A 14,364-nucleotide genomic window follows, 5' to 3' on the forward strand; every position below is an offset into this window, starting at 1 on the left:
GGCCTTCAGAACCGCACGCTCAGCGTGGTGTGCGCTTGTCGCCCGGGCATGGGGTAGTAGGTCTGGCTGAATGCGAGGGTGCTGTAGCGCTCGTCAAACAGGTTGTTCACCCCCAAGGCCAGCTCGATGTCGTCCTGGCGGTAGCGCACCACGGCGTCCACCACCTGGTGGGCGCGCAGGCGAGCCAGCGGCGGGCCGCCCGCATTGGAGGCGCCGCTGACGTTGTCCGCATTGCCATCGCGACGCGGGCCCACGTGGCGCACCGACAGCGCCGACTGCCAGGCGGGGCTGGGCTGCCAGCCCAGCGTGAGGCTGGCCGTGGTTCGGGCCACGAGCGGGATGTCACCCGCTCGCCCCGCCAGGCTGGGCACCAGGTAGCTGACCATGCCGTTCAGCCGCCAGTTGCGTGCAGGCTGCCAGCGCCCCGACAGCTCCACGCCTTGGCGACGCGAGGCCTCGTCGCGATTGCGGTTGAGTTCATCGCCTGCGGCATCACGGCCGTAGTAGATCTCGTCTTGCAGGCGCATGTCGAACCAGGTCACGGACCAAGACAACCGCTCGCCTGCGCGTTGGCGCCAGCCCAGCTCCTGCGTGACGCCACGCTGCGGACGCAAGGTGTCGGCCGCCTTGTTGAGCTCGTCGAGGTTGGGCGCGCGGAAGGTGCCGTTGCGGCGAACGAAGAAACTGGTGTCGGCCCCCGCCTGCCAATTGATGCCGATTTCGCCAAGGCGGTTGAACCAATCGCCCGCGACCGGCGCTTGCGTGTCCTCGTAAGCGTAGGGCGAACACACCAGGACCGGGAAAGGCGCAAAAGTGCAGTCGCGTGACCACTTCTGGCTTTGGCGGGTGGACTCGAAGTGATCCCATCTCACCCCCGCCTGAACGGTGACCGCTCGGTGAGGCCTGAGCGTGGTGGCCAGCGTCCAGGCACTGGCGGCCGCCTCACCCTGCAAGCGGGTGTGGTCCGGCGTGCTGGCGGGCAGGTCCCAGCGGGCGTATTCACCATCCATGCGGCTCCACCCCCAGGTCACTTCCTGCCGCAGACCAGCCAGCTCGGTGCCCAGGCGGTGGCTGAGCCGGTGGTCCCAGCGCTCGGACGTGGTCCTTTGTTCCTGATCGGCCAGTGGGCGGCTGGCGTCGACCCCGATGTAGAACGGGTTGACTCGCTCGCGGTGGCTGCTCGCCCAGGTGAGTTGCCCGATCGCCCCGAAGTCCAGGCTCGCACCCAGGTCCTGCCGATCCAGGTCGGTGCGCCCGCCATCCAGCGGCGAACGCGTGGCACGCAGCTCGCGCTCGCTGCCCGACTCGAACACATCGCGCGAGACCGGGCCTGGCAAGCCGTAGCGATCGCGCTGGCGCACCAGGCGCGCCAGCGCATCGGCTTTGGCGCCGCCGACCGAGCCCTGCCAACGCAGGCTCAGCGCCGCGCGCATGCTGTCGAATTCGCCGTTGTCGCGCCAACCCGGGTCACGGCCTCGGTGCAGCTGGAGCACGGGTGTCCATGCGCCGGCCTGGGCGGCCAGTTGCACGTCCCCGATGCGCTCGCCCAAGGTGCCCAAGCGCAACCGCGCGCGACCTCGCTGCTCGCCTTCGTCGAGCTCGGGCATGGTGGTGATGCGAACCACACCTGCCACGGCGCCACTGCCGTGCTCGATGGCGCCACCGCCCCGGTCCACCTCGATCTGCCTGACTTCGCTCAGGGACAGCGACGACAGGTTGGCGCCCGACAGGTCGTTCTCGTTGATGACCACGCCATCGACCACGATCAGCACGTTGCTGCTGGCGGTTGCGCCCATGCCGCGCATGTCCAGGGTGGCGCTGCGGTCGTTACCGAAGTAGCTCTGCAGCGCCAGGTTGGCCTCGGTGGCCAGCAGGTCGGACACCGAGCTCGCGCTGGCGCGAGCGATGTCCCGCGCCGTGATCACCGTGACGTTGCGCGTGGCAGCGAGCGATGCATCGGCCGCCTGGGCCGCATCGCTCGCCCGCACGCTGACCTCGGGCAAGGTGGCCTCCGCGCTCGCGACCTGGGATGCAGCAGGGGCCTGGGCAGGTGCCGCAGCGGACTGCGCCTGGGCCACGCCCGAGGCCACCGCCAACGCCAGGCCGCAGGCCTTCGCAACACGCCGTGTCGGCATCACGCGCCCTGACCAACTGGCCAGGGACCGGGCCGCGAGCGGGCCGCCACTCATCGCTGCGATCGGCGACGCAGGGCGGTGACACCCGCCACGCCCAACAGCCCCGCCAGCACCATCGCCAGCGACGAGGCCTCAGGCACCGCTGTCGTCACGGCCAGGTTGTCGATGGCGAAGTAAGCCGGCGTGTTCATGCCGAAGTCACCGTTGTCGGACGAGCTCAGCTCGAACTTCAACGCCGAGACGGCACCCAGCGAGCCCAGGTTCACGCTGGCCCAGTTGCCGACCACGTAATCAAGGCCGTTGTCGGCGAAGCGGTAGTCGGCCAGGTAGAAGTCCACGCGGCCGGTTTCCTGGTCGGCCGCGTTCAGGCCGATGAAGGTGAGCTTGAGGAAGTCGGCGTCGTCGCCGCTGGCACCACCGAACTTCTTGGCGAACGAGTCACCCTGCAGCATCGACAACGCCGTGTAAGTGGTGTTACTCACGTCGACGCTGGCGAGCTCTGCCGGCGCCTCGAAGCGGATCACGGGCGAGCCCAGGTAGGCCAGAGCGTAGTTGGCCGAGCCACCAGCGCCCGAGCCGGCGTAGGCGCTGAACTGGTTTTCGAAGCCGGGCGTGGTGGTGTCGGTCTGGTTGGAATAGGTCCAGCCGCTCCAGCAGCAGCCCCATCCGTAATCGGCGAAATCGTGGTTGAAGCTGGCGGCGCCACTGACGAAAGCGGTCGAGGTGCCGGGGAAGAAATGGCTGCCCGGGCTCAAGGGCAGGTCGTCGAAGGTGCTGACGGTCAGCGCGGCGTGGGCGCCCGAGGCCAGGCTGGCGCCGATGAGCGCCGCAGCGGCGACACGACGACGGCGCAGCACAGCCAGGGCCAGCAGGCCCACGCCCATCAACGCCCAGGTCTGGGGCTCAGGCACGGGCGCAAAGTGGATGACACCCACGGCGTCGAGGTCGAAGCCACCGCTGCCCGTGGTCGGGTACGGGTCATAGATGGCGTGCGGGCCGCCGGCAGAGGCGGGGAAGTTGTCGAACTCCTGGCCACGACCGATGACGTCGACGATGCGCACGAAGCGCACGTTGTCCACGTCCAGGCCCGCGGTGCCGGCCAGCGCGTCCAGGTCGAAAGGCGTGCCGAAACCCTGGCGGTACTTGCCGGCCAGGCCGTCGATGTTGGTCGGGTCGATGTTGCCGAAGCCACCCACGGGTGCGGGCGTGAACGAGTAACTGGGGAAGCGGAAGAAGTCGACGCCGTTGGACGAGACCTCGACGAAAGCCAGCTCCAGGAAGGTGTCGCTGAAACTGTTTTCGAACACCGCGAAGTCGGCGCCAGCGCCGTTGTAGATCGCGCCACCAAAGGTCAGGGTGATGCGGCCAGCGTCACCCAGCACGACGATGTCGGTGGAGGTGCCTTGGGCCTTGCCCAAAGCCTTCTCTGGCGTCTTCCATTGCGCGTCGACGTTGGGGCCAGGCAGGTAGTCCTCCCAGCCGGTGGCCCATTGCACGAAGGACGCGCTGTCCTTGCTGATGGCGGTGGAGCCGGGTTTGCCGGCAGCCGGGGCAAAAGGGCCCGCCGCATGGGCCTGAGCCATGCAGGCCAGGGCCAGGGTGGCCGCACAGGCCGGGACTGAGAGAAGCTTGAATCGCATGTTGTTCCTCCGGCGCCCACCATCCGTGGGCGCATTCGAGCCAACCGGCCGAACAGTGGGAGAGGAACGAGACAGGCACGCGCACGCCGGGTCGGGCCGCGTGAAAAGGCCGAAGGCGTGTCGTCACCGCCTCGCCGCCCACCGCAGCAACCGGGTCCATGCTCCAGGCCGGTCTCCGGGCTCGCGAGCGCCTTGTGGCGCCAGCGATCCGCCTTCCCATGCTTCGCAGCACAGTGGCACCGTGGATCGCCTTGACTCGCTTCACCGTTGCGGGGGCAGCGTCGGGATCAGCAGACCGAAGGGCCTGCGCACCGAACTTCCCGTTTCACCCTTGCAAACCGCTCGCGCGGCCCCAAGGACACCTGAGGCGGGGCGGATTGTAAGGGCGCTCCTGGGGTTTGCCCAGCCCCGCGTTCCAGGCCTCAGGCTTGCCGACGTTCCGCGTGCGTCACGTCGACCAAAGAGGTGCGCAGCCAAGTGCTCAGTTGCGCCAACACCTCGCCTCGCTCACGCTCGTTGAGGATTTCATGGGCCAGCTCGGGGAAGGCCCTTGCGGTGCACAGGCTCGCAGGCAAGGCCTGAGACAGCCGCAGCGAGCCCACGGGGCTGACGCAACGGTCCTGCCCGGACCACATCAACAAGGTTGGCACCTGCCATGCCGAGGCACGCGCCAGCACCAGCTGGCCCGCATCGGCGATGAAGCGTCCCAGCAAGCCGCTGATGCGGTCGTGAACCATGGGGTCTTGCAAATAGGCCTGCACCACCGCCGGGTCGTTGCAGATCCATTCGGGCTTGAGCCCGTTGTTCACGCACAGGTGCGGCAGCAGGCGAGGTGCCACCGCCAGCAAGGCCTTTTGCACGGCGCTCAGCCCGGGGTCGATGGCAGGCGACGACAGCACCACCCCGTCAACCGGCCGGCTCCAGGCAGCAGGCTCGGGCCCAACGGCCTCGGCCACGAAACGCGCCACCACCAGGCCGCCCAGGCTGTGACCGATCAACACGAACGGGCGCGCAGCATCGGTGCACCGCACCTCTTCGATGAACGCGCCCAGGTCTCGCAACAGGCTGTCGGGCTGGGCGATGTCGCCCCGGCGACCACCCGATTGGCCATGGCCCCGGTGATCGAAGCCGCGCACATCCCAGCCCTGGGCCACGAGGTGCTCGGCCACGTGCTCGTAGCGACCGATGTGTTCGCCCAGGCCGTGCACCAGCACAGCGGTGCCCAGGGCCGGTGCGGGGGCACGCCACAGGCGGGTGTGCAGGGTCAGGCCGTCGGAAGTCTTCATGCTGGCAGGTCCTCGTGGATCGTGTGGGGGGCGGCGGCGTTCGACGCCGGGAACATGGCCGAGCTCACAGCCCCGCCCAAGGCAAGGGGGCGCTGGTGTGCGAACCAATGCGCCACCGCCTCGCGCTGCGACGGCGTGAGGTGCAGGCCCAGCTTGCTGCGTCGCCACAGCACGTCGTCGGCGCAGGTGGCCCACTCGCTTCGCATCAGGTGGCGCAACTCGGCCTCGTGCACCCCCGGCACCACTTCGGCACCCAGGTCGGCCATGCAACGGGCGGCCCCCAGCACCAGCTCGATGCGCGAGCCGTGTGCGTGGGCCAGGCGGTGCGCGAGGTTGGCGGGCAGCCAAGGGTGGCGCCCGCACAGCGCCAGCACAAAACGCGAGAAGTCTTCGTCAGGGCGCCCTGTCACCGGGGTCCACGCCGAAAGGTCGCCGCCCGGCAGGCTGGCGCCTCGCGTCCAGGCCGGACGATTCACGCCCAGCTGACGGCACACCGTGGTCGCGGCGTCCTCGGCCAATTGGCGGTAGGTGGTGATCTTGCCGCCCCAGACCGTCAGCAAAGGCGCGGCGCGTTCGTCCTGCTCGAGCAGGTAGTCGCGGGTGACGGCAGACGGGTCACCTGAGGCGTCATCCAGCAAAGGGCGCACGCCGGAGTACGTCCAGACCACGTCGCTGGGACGGATGGGCTGCGCCAGGTAGCGGCTGGCCTGCTCGCACAGGTAGGCCACCTCGTCGGCCTCGCAGCGCGCATCCAGCGGGTCATGGACCTCCTGGTCGGTCGTGCCGATGAGGGTGAAGTCGCGCTCGTAGGGGATGGCGAAGATGATGCGGCCATCGGGGTTCTGGAAGATGTAGGCGTGGTCGTGCTCGAACTGGCGCGGCACGACGATGTGGCTGCCTTTGACCAGGCGCAGGCTGCGCGAAGCCAGGCGTTCGCCACCAGGCGCGTGGGCCACGTCGCGCAGGAAGCGCTCGGCCCAGGGTCCGGCCGCGTTGACCAGGGCGCGGGCGCGCACGTGGCGCACGCCGTCGGCGCCCTGCAGGGTGGCCAGCCAGTGCGTCTCGCCCCGCTCTGCCCTCACGCAGCGGGTGCGGGTGAGCACGGCAGCACCCCGTTCGCGCGCGTCGATGGCGTTGAGCACGACCAGGCGGGCGTCGTCCACCCAGCCGTCGGAGTAAACGAAACCACGCTTGAAGTGCGGGTGCAGCGGCACGCCCAGTTGCGAGCGGCGCAGGTCGACGCCCCCGGAGCCGGGCAGCACCTCGCGGCGGGCCAGGTGGTCATAAAAGAACAGGCCCAGGCGGATCAACCAGGCGGGCCGCATGCCGGGGTCGTGGGGCAGCACGAAGCGCAGCGGCCACATGATGTGCGGCGCGCTGCGCAGCAGCACCTCGCGCTCGCCCAGGGCCTTGCGCACCAGCCCGAACTCGCGGTGCTCCAGGTAACGCAAGCCCCCGTGGATCAGCTTGGTGGACGCCGACGAGGTGTGGCTGGCCAGGTCGTCCTGCTCGACCAGGCAGACCGACAGGCCCCGGCCCGCCAGGTCGCGCGCGATGCCGACGCCATTGATGCCGCCCCCGACCACGAGGACGTCGTGTTCGGTCGGCGGGGGAAAGGGGACAGGGGCGTTCATGGCTTGGAGGTTTTCATGCAGTGCAACAGACGGCCGCCATCACAGCGGCCCACAAACGAAAGCGCGTTTTATTCGTTTTGATCGCGTTGCATTTTCGTTATCCCGAATGAACAAGTCAAGCACCGGCGCGTAGACTCGCGTTTGTTCGCTCGGCCTGTTCGTTTTTTCGCCGGCCAACAAAAACCGCGCCACCCCACCATGAGCATCAAGACCCGCCACGCCGCCCTGCTCGACGAGGTCCGCGCCCGCGGCTCGGTCAGCGTCGAAGCCCTGGCCGAACAGTTCGGCGTCACCCTGCAGACCGTGCGCCGCGACGTGCAGCAGCTCGCCGACGCCGGCCTGCTCACGCGCTTTCACGGCGGCGTGCGCCTGCCTTCGTCCACCACGGAGAACATCGGCTACCGCCAGCGCCAGGCGCTGCAGGCCGATGAAAAAGCGCGCATCGCCCGCGCCGTGGCCGAACGCGTGCCGCACAACTGCTCGCTGATCCTCAACATCGGCACCACGACCGAAGCGGTGGCGCGCGAGCTCATGCACCACCGCGGCCTGCGCGTCATCACCAACAACCTCAACGTGGCCGCCATCCTGGCCGACAACGCCGACTGCGAGGTCATCATCGCCGGTGGCGTGGTGCGCTCGCGCGACCACGGCATCGTCGGCGAAGCCACCGTGGACTTCATCCGCCTCTTCAAGGTCGACATCGCCCTGATCGGCATCAGCGGCATCGAGGCCGACGGCTCGCTGCGCGACTTCGACTACCGCGAGGTGAAGGTGGCGCGCGCCATCATCGAACACGCTCGCCAGGTGTGGGTGCTGGCCGACCAGAGCAAGTTCGGGCGCGAGGCGATGGTGCACCAGGCCCGCCTGGACGAGGTGGACATGCTTTTTACCGACGCGCCCCCGCCCGAGCCCTTCCCCCAACTGCTGGCCGACGCCGGCGTGACCTGCGTGGTGGCCCCATGAACATGCCCTCAGCAACCTTCCTGCTCGCCCTCGACCAGGGCACCTCCAGCTCGCGCAGCATCCTCTTCACGCCCGAAGGACAGATCGCGGCCATGGCCCAGCGCGAGCTGCCGCAGGTCTACCCTCAACCTGGCTGGGTCGAGCACGACGCGCGCACCATCTGGCGCCTCCAGCTTGAAACCGCGCGCGAGGTCATCGCCAAAGTGGGCGCCACCCCGCAGCAGGTGCGCGCCATCGGCATCACCAACCAGCGCGAGACCACGGTGGTGTGGAGCCGCCGCACAGGCGAGCCCATCCACCACGCCATCGTCTGGCAGGACCGCCGCACGGAAGCCTTCTGCGCCGAGCTGCGCGCCGGCCAGCACGATGCCCGATGCGGCGGCAGCGCCGAAGACTTGGTGCAGCAGCGCACCGGCCTGCGCATCGACGCCTACTTCTCGGCCACCAAGCTGCGCTGGATCCTGGACCAGGTGCCGGGTGCGCGCGAGGCCGCCGAGCGCGGCGAGCTGGCCTTCGGCACCATCGACAGCTGGCTGATCTGGAACCTGACCGAAGGCCGCGAGCACCTGACGGACGCGAGCAACGCCTCGCGCACCATGCTCTTCAACATCCACACCGGCCAGTGGGACGAGGACCTGCTGCGCCTGTTCGGCATCCCCCGCTCGATGCTGCCCGAGGTGCGCCCGTCGTCCAGCGACTTCGGCCACACCTCGTTGCTGGGCGGCGACTTGCCCATCGGCGGCGTGGCAGGCGACCAGCAGGCCTCGTTGTTCGGGCAGGCGTGCTTCCGGCCGGGCCTGGCCAAGAACACCTACGGCACCGGCTGCTTCATGCTGATGCACACGGGCGACCAGGCGCAAGCCAGCCAGAACGGCCTGTTGACCACAGCGGCGGCCCAGCCCGATGCGCGCCACGCCTACGCGCTCGAAGGCAGCGTCTTCATCGGCGGCGCGGTGGTGCAGTGGCTGCGCGACGGCCTGCAGGCCATCCGCGCATCGGGCGAGGTGCAGCAGCTCGCCGAGAGCGTGCCCGACGCCGGCGGCGTGGTCTTCGTGCCCGCCTTCACGGGCCTGGGCGCGCCTTACTGGGCCGGTGATGCGCGCGGCGCCATCCTGGGCCTGACGCGCGGCAGCACGGTGGCGCACATCGCGCGCGCCGCGCTGGAGAGCATCGCGTTCCAGAGCGCGGCCCTGCTGCAGGCCATGAGCCGCGATGCCGTGGCGCATGGCGGCTCCCCGGTCAGCGAACTGCGCGTGGACGGCGGCGCCTGCGCCAACGACCTGCTGATGCAGATCCAGGCCGACTTGCTGGGCATCCCGGTGGTGCGCCCCAAGGTGATCGAGACCACGGCCCTGGGTGCCGCCTACCTGGCCGGCCTGGCCACCGGCGTTTACCGCGACCTGGGCGAGCTCGAGGCTCAATGGCAGGTCGACCGGCGCTTCCTGCCCACGCTGTCGCGCACCGACGCCGCCGCCCGCATGGCGCGCTGGGAGCACGCGGTCAGGCAAACGCTGGCGCCCTGAGCCCCGCAACGGCGTTCAGGCCCGTGTTTCGGGCACCCTGGTCGCGCATTCCGCCACGAAAAACCACGGCACTGGCCGCGGCGATCAGGATTTGCACCGATTCGCCACATGCCGTGCCTCCGGGATGCTGCGTGAGCGCGCATGCTGCGCACATCCTGAGCACAATGCGCCTTTCGTCCGGCCCGGACGCCGAAAACCAGCGGAGCCCTCGCATGCACCCAGTGGAACCCTCCCTCGACCGTCGCCAATGGCTTGGCCTCTCGCTGGCCGCCCCCCTGGCCGCGTCACTGGGCGCCCTCGCATGGCCGTTGCAGGCGCAAGCCCAGGCCACCGTCAAGGTCGATGGCGTCGAGGTGCCCACCACCGCCACGGTGCGTGGCAAGAAGCTGGTGCTCAACGGTGCCGGGGTGCGCCGCCGCGGTTATTACAAGTCCAACATCGTCGCGCTGTACCTGCCCGAGCGGCTGACCACGCTGGACGCCATCATGAAGCTCGACGGGCCGCGCCGCATCCAGATGCTGCTGCTGCGCGACTTTTCCCAGTCCACCGTCTCGCGCATCTTCCTGGCCGACTTCAAGCAGGCCACCACCGACACCGAGTTCAAGACGCTGATCAACGAGGTGGCCGAAATCGGCGCCATCTACAACAACGTCAAGCGCGTCGAGCAGGGCGACAAGGTCAACATCGACTGGCAGCCCGGCGCTGGCATCATCGCCTCGCTCAACGACCGTCAGCTCAACGAAAAACCCATCAACAACGAGCTGGCCTACCAGATCTACCTGCGCATGTTCATGGGCCCCAACGTGCCGGAAGAGCTGCGCAACCGCCTGCTGGGCTTGGGCAACGGCTGAGTCGGCTGTCGCATTGCGCAGCATCTTGTCGCGATCCGCCATTCTCATGTCGCGATCAATCGCATTCAATGCAGCCATGCGACACCCCTTGCCCGCCTCGGCCACCGAGCTCATCCCCTTCCCGTGCGCCAGCGCGTGGGTGAGGGCTGCGGCCCTGTGTCACATCAACCTGCCGCCCCTGCTGGAGCAGGCCGGCCTGGGCATCGACCACCTGGGTGCACACCACATCCGCCGCGACGGCATGCTGGAGATGATGATGCGCTGCGTCGGGCAGGCTGCGCCCACGCACCACTTCCCGCTGGTGATCGGCGAGTGCCACGGCTTCGACACCCTGCCTGCCATCGAAACCTTCCTGGCCACCAGCCCCACGGTGCGCGAGGCCATGCCCGTGCTGAACTGGACCAGCCAGATGTTCCACGGGCTGCACATCCACCTGGTCGAGGGCAAGCAGGAGTCGGCCATTGTCATCGAGGTCGAGCAGCTCGACGGTGACCCACCCAAGGCCGCCGGCTACTTCGCCGAGGTCTCCATGGCCAGCCTCAACAAGTTCAGCCGCATGCTGCTGGGCGGTCGCAACATGGCCACGCGCGTCGAGTTCGAACACGATCCGGGGCCCTTGCGCTCGGTCTGCGAGATGCAGTTCGGTGTGCCCGTGCGCACCCGCCAGGCGCGCAACGCCGCGGTGTTCCCCTCCGCGATGCTGGACATGCGCTTGCCCGGCGCCCTGCCGGCCCTGCATCGGCAGCTGCAAGGGTTCATCGAGCAAAGCCTGCCTTCGCCTCGCTTCACCACGCTGACCGAACGCATCGAGCTGCTGTTCAAGCAACAGCCGAAATGGATGGGCCAGGGCATCCAGAACGTGGCCGAGCACCTGGGCCTGCACCCGCGCACCTTGCAGCGACGCCTCAAAGACGAAGGCCAGGTCTATGGCGACATCCAGACGCGCTGCCGCTATGAGCACGCGGTCACGCAGCTCAAGGTGGGGCAGGTCGACATCGACACCCTGAGCGAGACCCTGGGCTTCACCGACCGCAACAGCTTCACGCGCGCCTTCAAGCAATGGACGGGCATGGCACCGCGCGACTTCCGCCGGCTGCACCGTTGCATGGCTTCGCCCGACACCGCGAGCCAAGAGTCCCTGGTCCAAGTGGGCTGACATGAAATGGGCTGACAGGCGCAGACGGTAAGATGACCGCCATGCGTCGCCTCGTCGCCCTCTTTTTGCTGGTGCTGCTCCCGCTGCAAGCCGTCTGGGCTGCGGCTGGCGCCGTATTGCCAGCACGAAGGCGATGCCGCGAGCCACCACATCGGGCACCACCAGCCCGAGCACGCGCACACCACGGTGGCCGAAACCAGCCAGGACGACGCACACGGTGCGCCTGGCGAACCCGGCACCCCGAGTGATGGCGCCGCCAGCGCGCACAGCGACTGCCACGTCTGCCATGGCGGCACGGTGCTGGCCCACGAAGTGCGGCTGGTGCACGCGATGTCCGCCTCCGCCCCGCCCGTGCCTGCCTTGGCCAAGGGCCTGCCCGCGCCGCCCACCGAGCGGCCAGAGCGCCCCAAGTGGTCCGCCCTCGCCTGATCGGCGAGGTGGCCATGGCCTGGCCCCTTTGACACCGTTGACACCTGCGTCCGCGCCTCGGTGAGTTCTGCGAACTCGGCGAGCTGAGCGGGCGCTGCCCGACGCCTTGCCTGCGTTGGGCCTGGTGTGCCTCGCCGATGCCATCCGCCCTCATCCACGGAGACGCATCGCATGCACCGACACCCGCACCCCTTGTGGGGCCCAGCCCTGCACCTGGCCACTGGCCTCGCCTTCGCCCTGCCCCTGGCGGTCACGGCGCAGAACGCCCCCGCACAGCCCCCCGAAACCCTGGCCCAGGCCTTTGAACAAGCCTGGGCCACGCACCCCCTGCCTCAAGCACTGCCCGCGCGGCGCACTGGCGGCATCCCGTCAGGCCGCCGAAGCCTGGACGGCTCAACCCGGCGCGCTGGAGCTGCGCGCACAGACCGACCGACCTGGCACCGACCGGGGTGCGCAAGAGCTGGAGGTGGGCGTGGCCCTGCCCCTGTGGCTGCCCGGCCAGCGCTCGCGCAGCCAGGCCCTGGCCACACAAGAAGAGCAAGCGCTTGACGCCCGGCTCGCCAGCGCCCGGCTTCAGCTCGCCGGCCAGGTGCGCGAGGCCTGGTGGGCGTGGCAGCGCGCGCGCGCCGAGCTGGCGCTGACCGGCACCCAGGTCGAGCACGCCCAGGCCCTGAGCGACGACGTGCACCGCCGTGTGCGCGCTGGTGACCTGGCCCGAGCCGATGCGCACCAGGCCGATGGCGCCTTGGCGCTGGCCCAGTCGGCTCAGGCCCATGCCGAAGGGCAAGGCATGCAGGCGTGGCAGTTCTTGCAGGGGGTGCTGGGCAGTGCTCGACCATGGCCGCTGCCCACCCTGGTTGCCGCGTCCGCCGAGGAGACATCGTCGCAAGGCACGGTGCTCGCCCCCGTCACGGCCACCAGCGGCGCATGGCCCATCGGCGCGGAGCCTGCTCCCGGCGAAGCCCCGTCCGACCTGGCCCAACACCCGCTGGTGCGCGACCTCACCCAGCAGGCCGCCACCGCCCGCCAGGCCGCCGAGCTGGCCGACACGCAATCGCGCGCCAACCCCGAGCTGCTGCTGGGCACGGTGCACAGCCGGGACCAGCGTGACGAGCCCCGCCAACGCCAGCTCACCATCGGCCTGCGCCTGCCCTGGGGCGAGTCGCCCGCGCAGCGTGCCCTCGCGGCCCGCGCGCACGCCGATGCCACCGAGCTGAGCGTGCAGGCCGCGCGCCAGCACCAGCAGGCCCAGTCCGCGCTCGATGGCGCTCAAGCCCGCTGGCATGCCGCCCAGCGCGCGCACCACGCCGCACAGCGCCGCGCCAAGCTCGCGCAAGAAAGCCAGGGTTTTTTCGACAAGTCCTTCCGCCTGGGCGAGACCGACCTGCCCACGCGGCTGCGCATCGCGCAGGAAGCGCAAGAAGCCGCCCGCCAGGCCGCGCTGGCCGCCATCGACCTGGCCGCCGCCACCTCCGAGTGGCGCCAGGCCGCCGGGCTGCTGCCGGAGTGACCGCCATGACGTCCGCTCTCGCGCCCACAGCCGCCCGCCACCTTGGCTCGGGCCCGCACCACCCCATTCGACTTGATCTCATGCCCCCCACTTCGCCCCTGAACCTGTCCTCGCTGCGCCGCGCCCTCGTGGGCCTCGTGCTCATCGGCACTTGCTCCTTTTCCACGCTGGTGTGGTCTCACGAAGGCCACGAGCACGAAGACGAACCAGCACCCGCCGCCACGCTGCGCGAAGCCCCTCGCCGCCAAGGCGATGGCAGCGTGCTGATGCCCCAGGTGGCCCAGCAGCAACTGCGCCTGCGCACGCTGGCAATGCAGGCTGGCCAGTGGCCCCAGGCCTTCGAGCTGCCCGCCAAGGTGGTGATGGACCCCAACGCCGGCGGACGCGTGCAAGCCGCGCTCGCCGGGCGCGTGGTCGCCGGCCCCAAGGGCCTGCCATCGCTGGGCCAGGCCGTGCGACAAGGCCAGGTGCTGGCCCACATCGAGCCCACCACCGGCTCGATCGAACAAGCCGGCCTGCGCGCGCAACAAGCCGAGCTGCGCGCCGCGCTGCAGGTGGCCGAGCGCCGCCTCGCGCGGCTGCATGAACTCGCCGACACCGTGGCCCGCAAGGACACCGAAGCCGCCACCGCCGAGGTCGAAGGCCTGCGCGCACGGCTGAGCGCCTTGAGGGGCGGCCTCTCGCGCCGCGATGCGCTGGTCGCGCCCGTCTCCGGCGTCATCGCCTCGGCCCAGGTCGTGGCCGGCCAGGTCGTGCAGCCCGGCGACACCCTCTACGAAGTGATCGACCCGCGCCGCCAACGCATCGAGGCCCTGGTGCGCGACCCGAGCCAGGCTGGGCAGATCGGCTCGGCACACCTGGTGTTGGGCGACACCAGCGTGCCGCTGCGCATGGTCGGCGCCGCGCGCAGCCTGCGCGACCAGGCCCTGCCCGTCGTCTTCAGCGGTGATGCGCAGGCCTTGAGCGGCCTCGTGCTGGGCCAGGCCGTGAGGGTCGTCGCGCAGACGCGCCAGGCCCTGCCAGGCATCGCCGTGCCCCGCGCCGCGCTCGTCAAGGGCGCAGGCAACCAGGACATCGCCTGGGTGCAGACCGCGCCCGAGCGCTTCGAGCCGCGCTGGGTCACGCACGCGCCGCTGGACGGCACGCGCGTGCGCGTCACCGCCGGGCTGAAAGCCGGTGAGCAGGTGCTGGTGCAAGGCGCCAGCCTGGTCAACCAGGTCCGCTGAGGAGGGCGACA

Annotated in this window: 11 protein-coding genes and 1 riboswitch; of the genes, 7 read left to right on the forward strand and 4 right to left on the reverse strand. The window is 69.8% G+C overall.

What is annotated here, in order from left to right; genetic code table 11:
• Window positions 1-5: 5 nt before the first annotated feature.
• The 4 genes from ABG80_RS10460 to glpD all read right to left on the reverse strand — a co-directional run bounded on the left by ABG80_RS10460 (window position 6) and on the right by glpD (window position 6,695).
• Window positions 6-2,189, reverse strand: coding sequence for a TonB-dependent receptor (locus tag ABG80_RS10460; RefSeq protein WP_083505993.1), 2,184 nt, complete (start codon window positions 2,187-2,189; stop codon window positions 6-8).
• Window positions 2,186-3,775, reverse strand: coding sequence for a DUF4465 domain-containing protein (locus tag ABG80_RS21410; protein ID WP_083505994.1), 1,590 nt, complete (start codon window positions 3,773-3,775; stop codon window positions 2,186-2,188). The genes ABG80_RS10460 and ABG80_RS21410 overlap by 4 nt, the downstream gene beginning before the upstream one ends.
• Before the next feature lie 149 nt (window positions 3,776-3,924).
• A riboswitch (cobalamin riboswitch) is annotated at window positions 3,925-4,156 on the reverse strand.
• Between the two features lie 41 nt (window positions 4,157-4,197).
• Window positions 4,198-5,061 (reverse strand): alpha/beta hydrolase, encoded by an 864-nt coding sequence (locus tag ABG80_RS10475; RefSeq protein ID WP_058087625.1) that lies wholly within the window; start codon window positions 5,059-5,061, stop codon window positions 4,198-4,200.
• Entirely contained in the window at window positions 5,058-6,695 is a 1,638-nt protein-coding gene (gene glpD, locus ABG80_RS10480) for a glycerol-3-phosphate dehydrogenase (RefSeq protein ID WP_083505995.1), read from the reverse strand. The genes ABG80_RS10475 and glpD overlap by 4 nt, the downstream gene beginning before the upstream one ends.
• Before the next feature lie 198 nt (window positions 6,696-6,893).
• On the opposite strand from glpD, the gene ABG80_RS10485 reads away from it, so the two are divergent.
• From ABG80_RS10485 to ABG80_RS10515, 7 genes are all read left to right on the forward strand, one after another.
• Window positions 6,894-7,658, forward strand: coding sequence for a DeoR/GlpR family DNA-binding transcription regulator (locus ABG80_RS10485; protein ID WP_058087649.1), 765 nt, complete (start codon window positions 6,894-6,896; stop codon window positions 7,656-7,658).
• Between the two features lie 2 nt (window positions 7,659-7,660).
• Window positions 7,661-9,181, forward strand: coding sequence for a glycerol kinase GlpK (glpK, locus tag ABG80_RS10490; protein WP_058087626.1), 1,521 nt, complete (start codon window positions 7,661-7,663; stop codon window positions 9,179-9,181).
• A gap of 212 nt (window positions 9,182-9,393) precedes the next feature.
• A complete protein-coding gene (locus ABG80_RS10495) occupies window positions 9,394-10,032 on the forward strand; it encodes a chalcone isomerase family protein (protein ID WP_058087627.1) in 639 nt (212 codons plus the stop codon).
• A gap of 76 nt (window positions 10,033-10,108) precedes the next feature.
• Window positions 10,109-11,188 (forward strand): AraC family transcriptional regulator, encoded by a 1,080-nt coding sequence (locus ABG80_RS10500; RefSeq protein ID WP_058087628.1) that lies wholly within the window; start codon window positions 10,109-10,111, stop codon window positions 11,186-11,188.
• 186 nt (window positions 11,189-11,374) lie between these two features.
• Window positions 11,375-11,617: a hypothetical protein gene (locus ABG80_RS10505; protein ID WP_058087629.1), complete on the forward strand. Its 243-nt coding sequence runs from the start codon at window positions 11,375-11,377 to the stop codon at window positions 11,615-11,617.
• Between the two features lie 301 nt (window positions 11,618-11,918).
• A complete protein-coding gene (locus ABG80_RS10510; RefSeq protein WP_058087630.1) occupies window positions 11,919-13,127 on the forward strand; it encodes a TolC family protein in 1,209 nt (402 codons plus the stop codon).
• Between the two features lie 5 nt (window positions 13,128-13,132).
• Window positions 13,133-14,353 (forward strand): efflux RND transporter periplasmic adaptor subunit, encoded by a 1,221-nt coding sequence (locus ABG80_RS10515; protein WP_235513818.1) that lies wholly within the window; start codon window positions 13,133-13,135, stop codon window positions 14,351-14,353.
• Window positions 14,354-14,364 lie beyond the last annotated feature (11 nt).

Source organism: Aquabacterium parvum, from assembly GCF_001447195.1.
In the GTDB taxonomy this organism is placed as follows: domain Bacteria; phylum Pseudomonadota; class Gammaproteobacteria; order Burkholderiales; family Burkholderiaceae_C; genus Aquabacterium; species Aquabacterium parvum.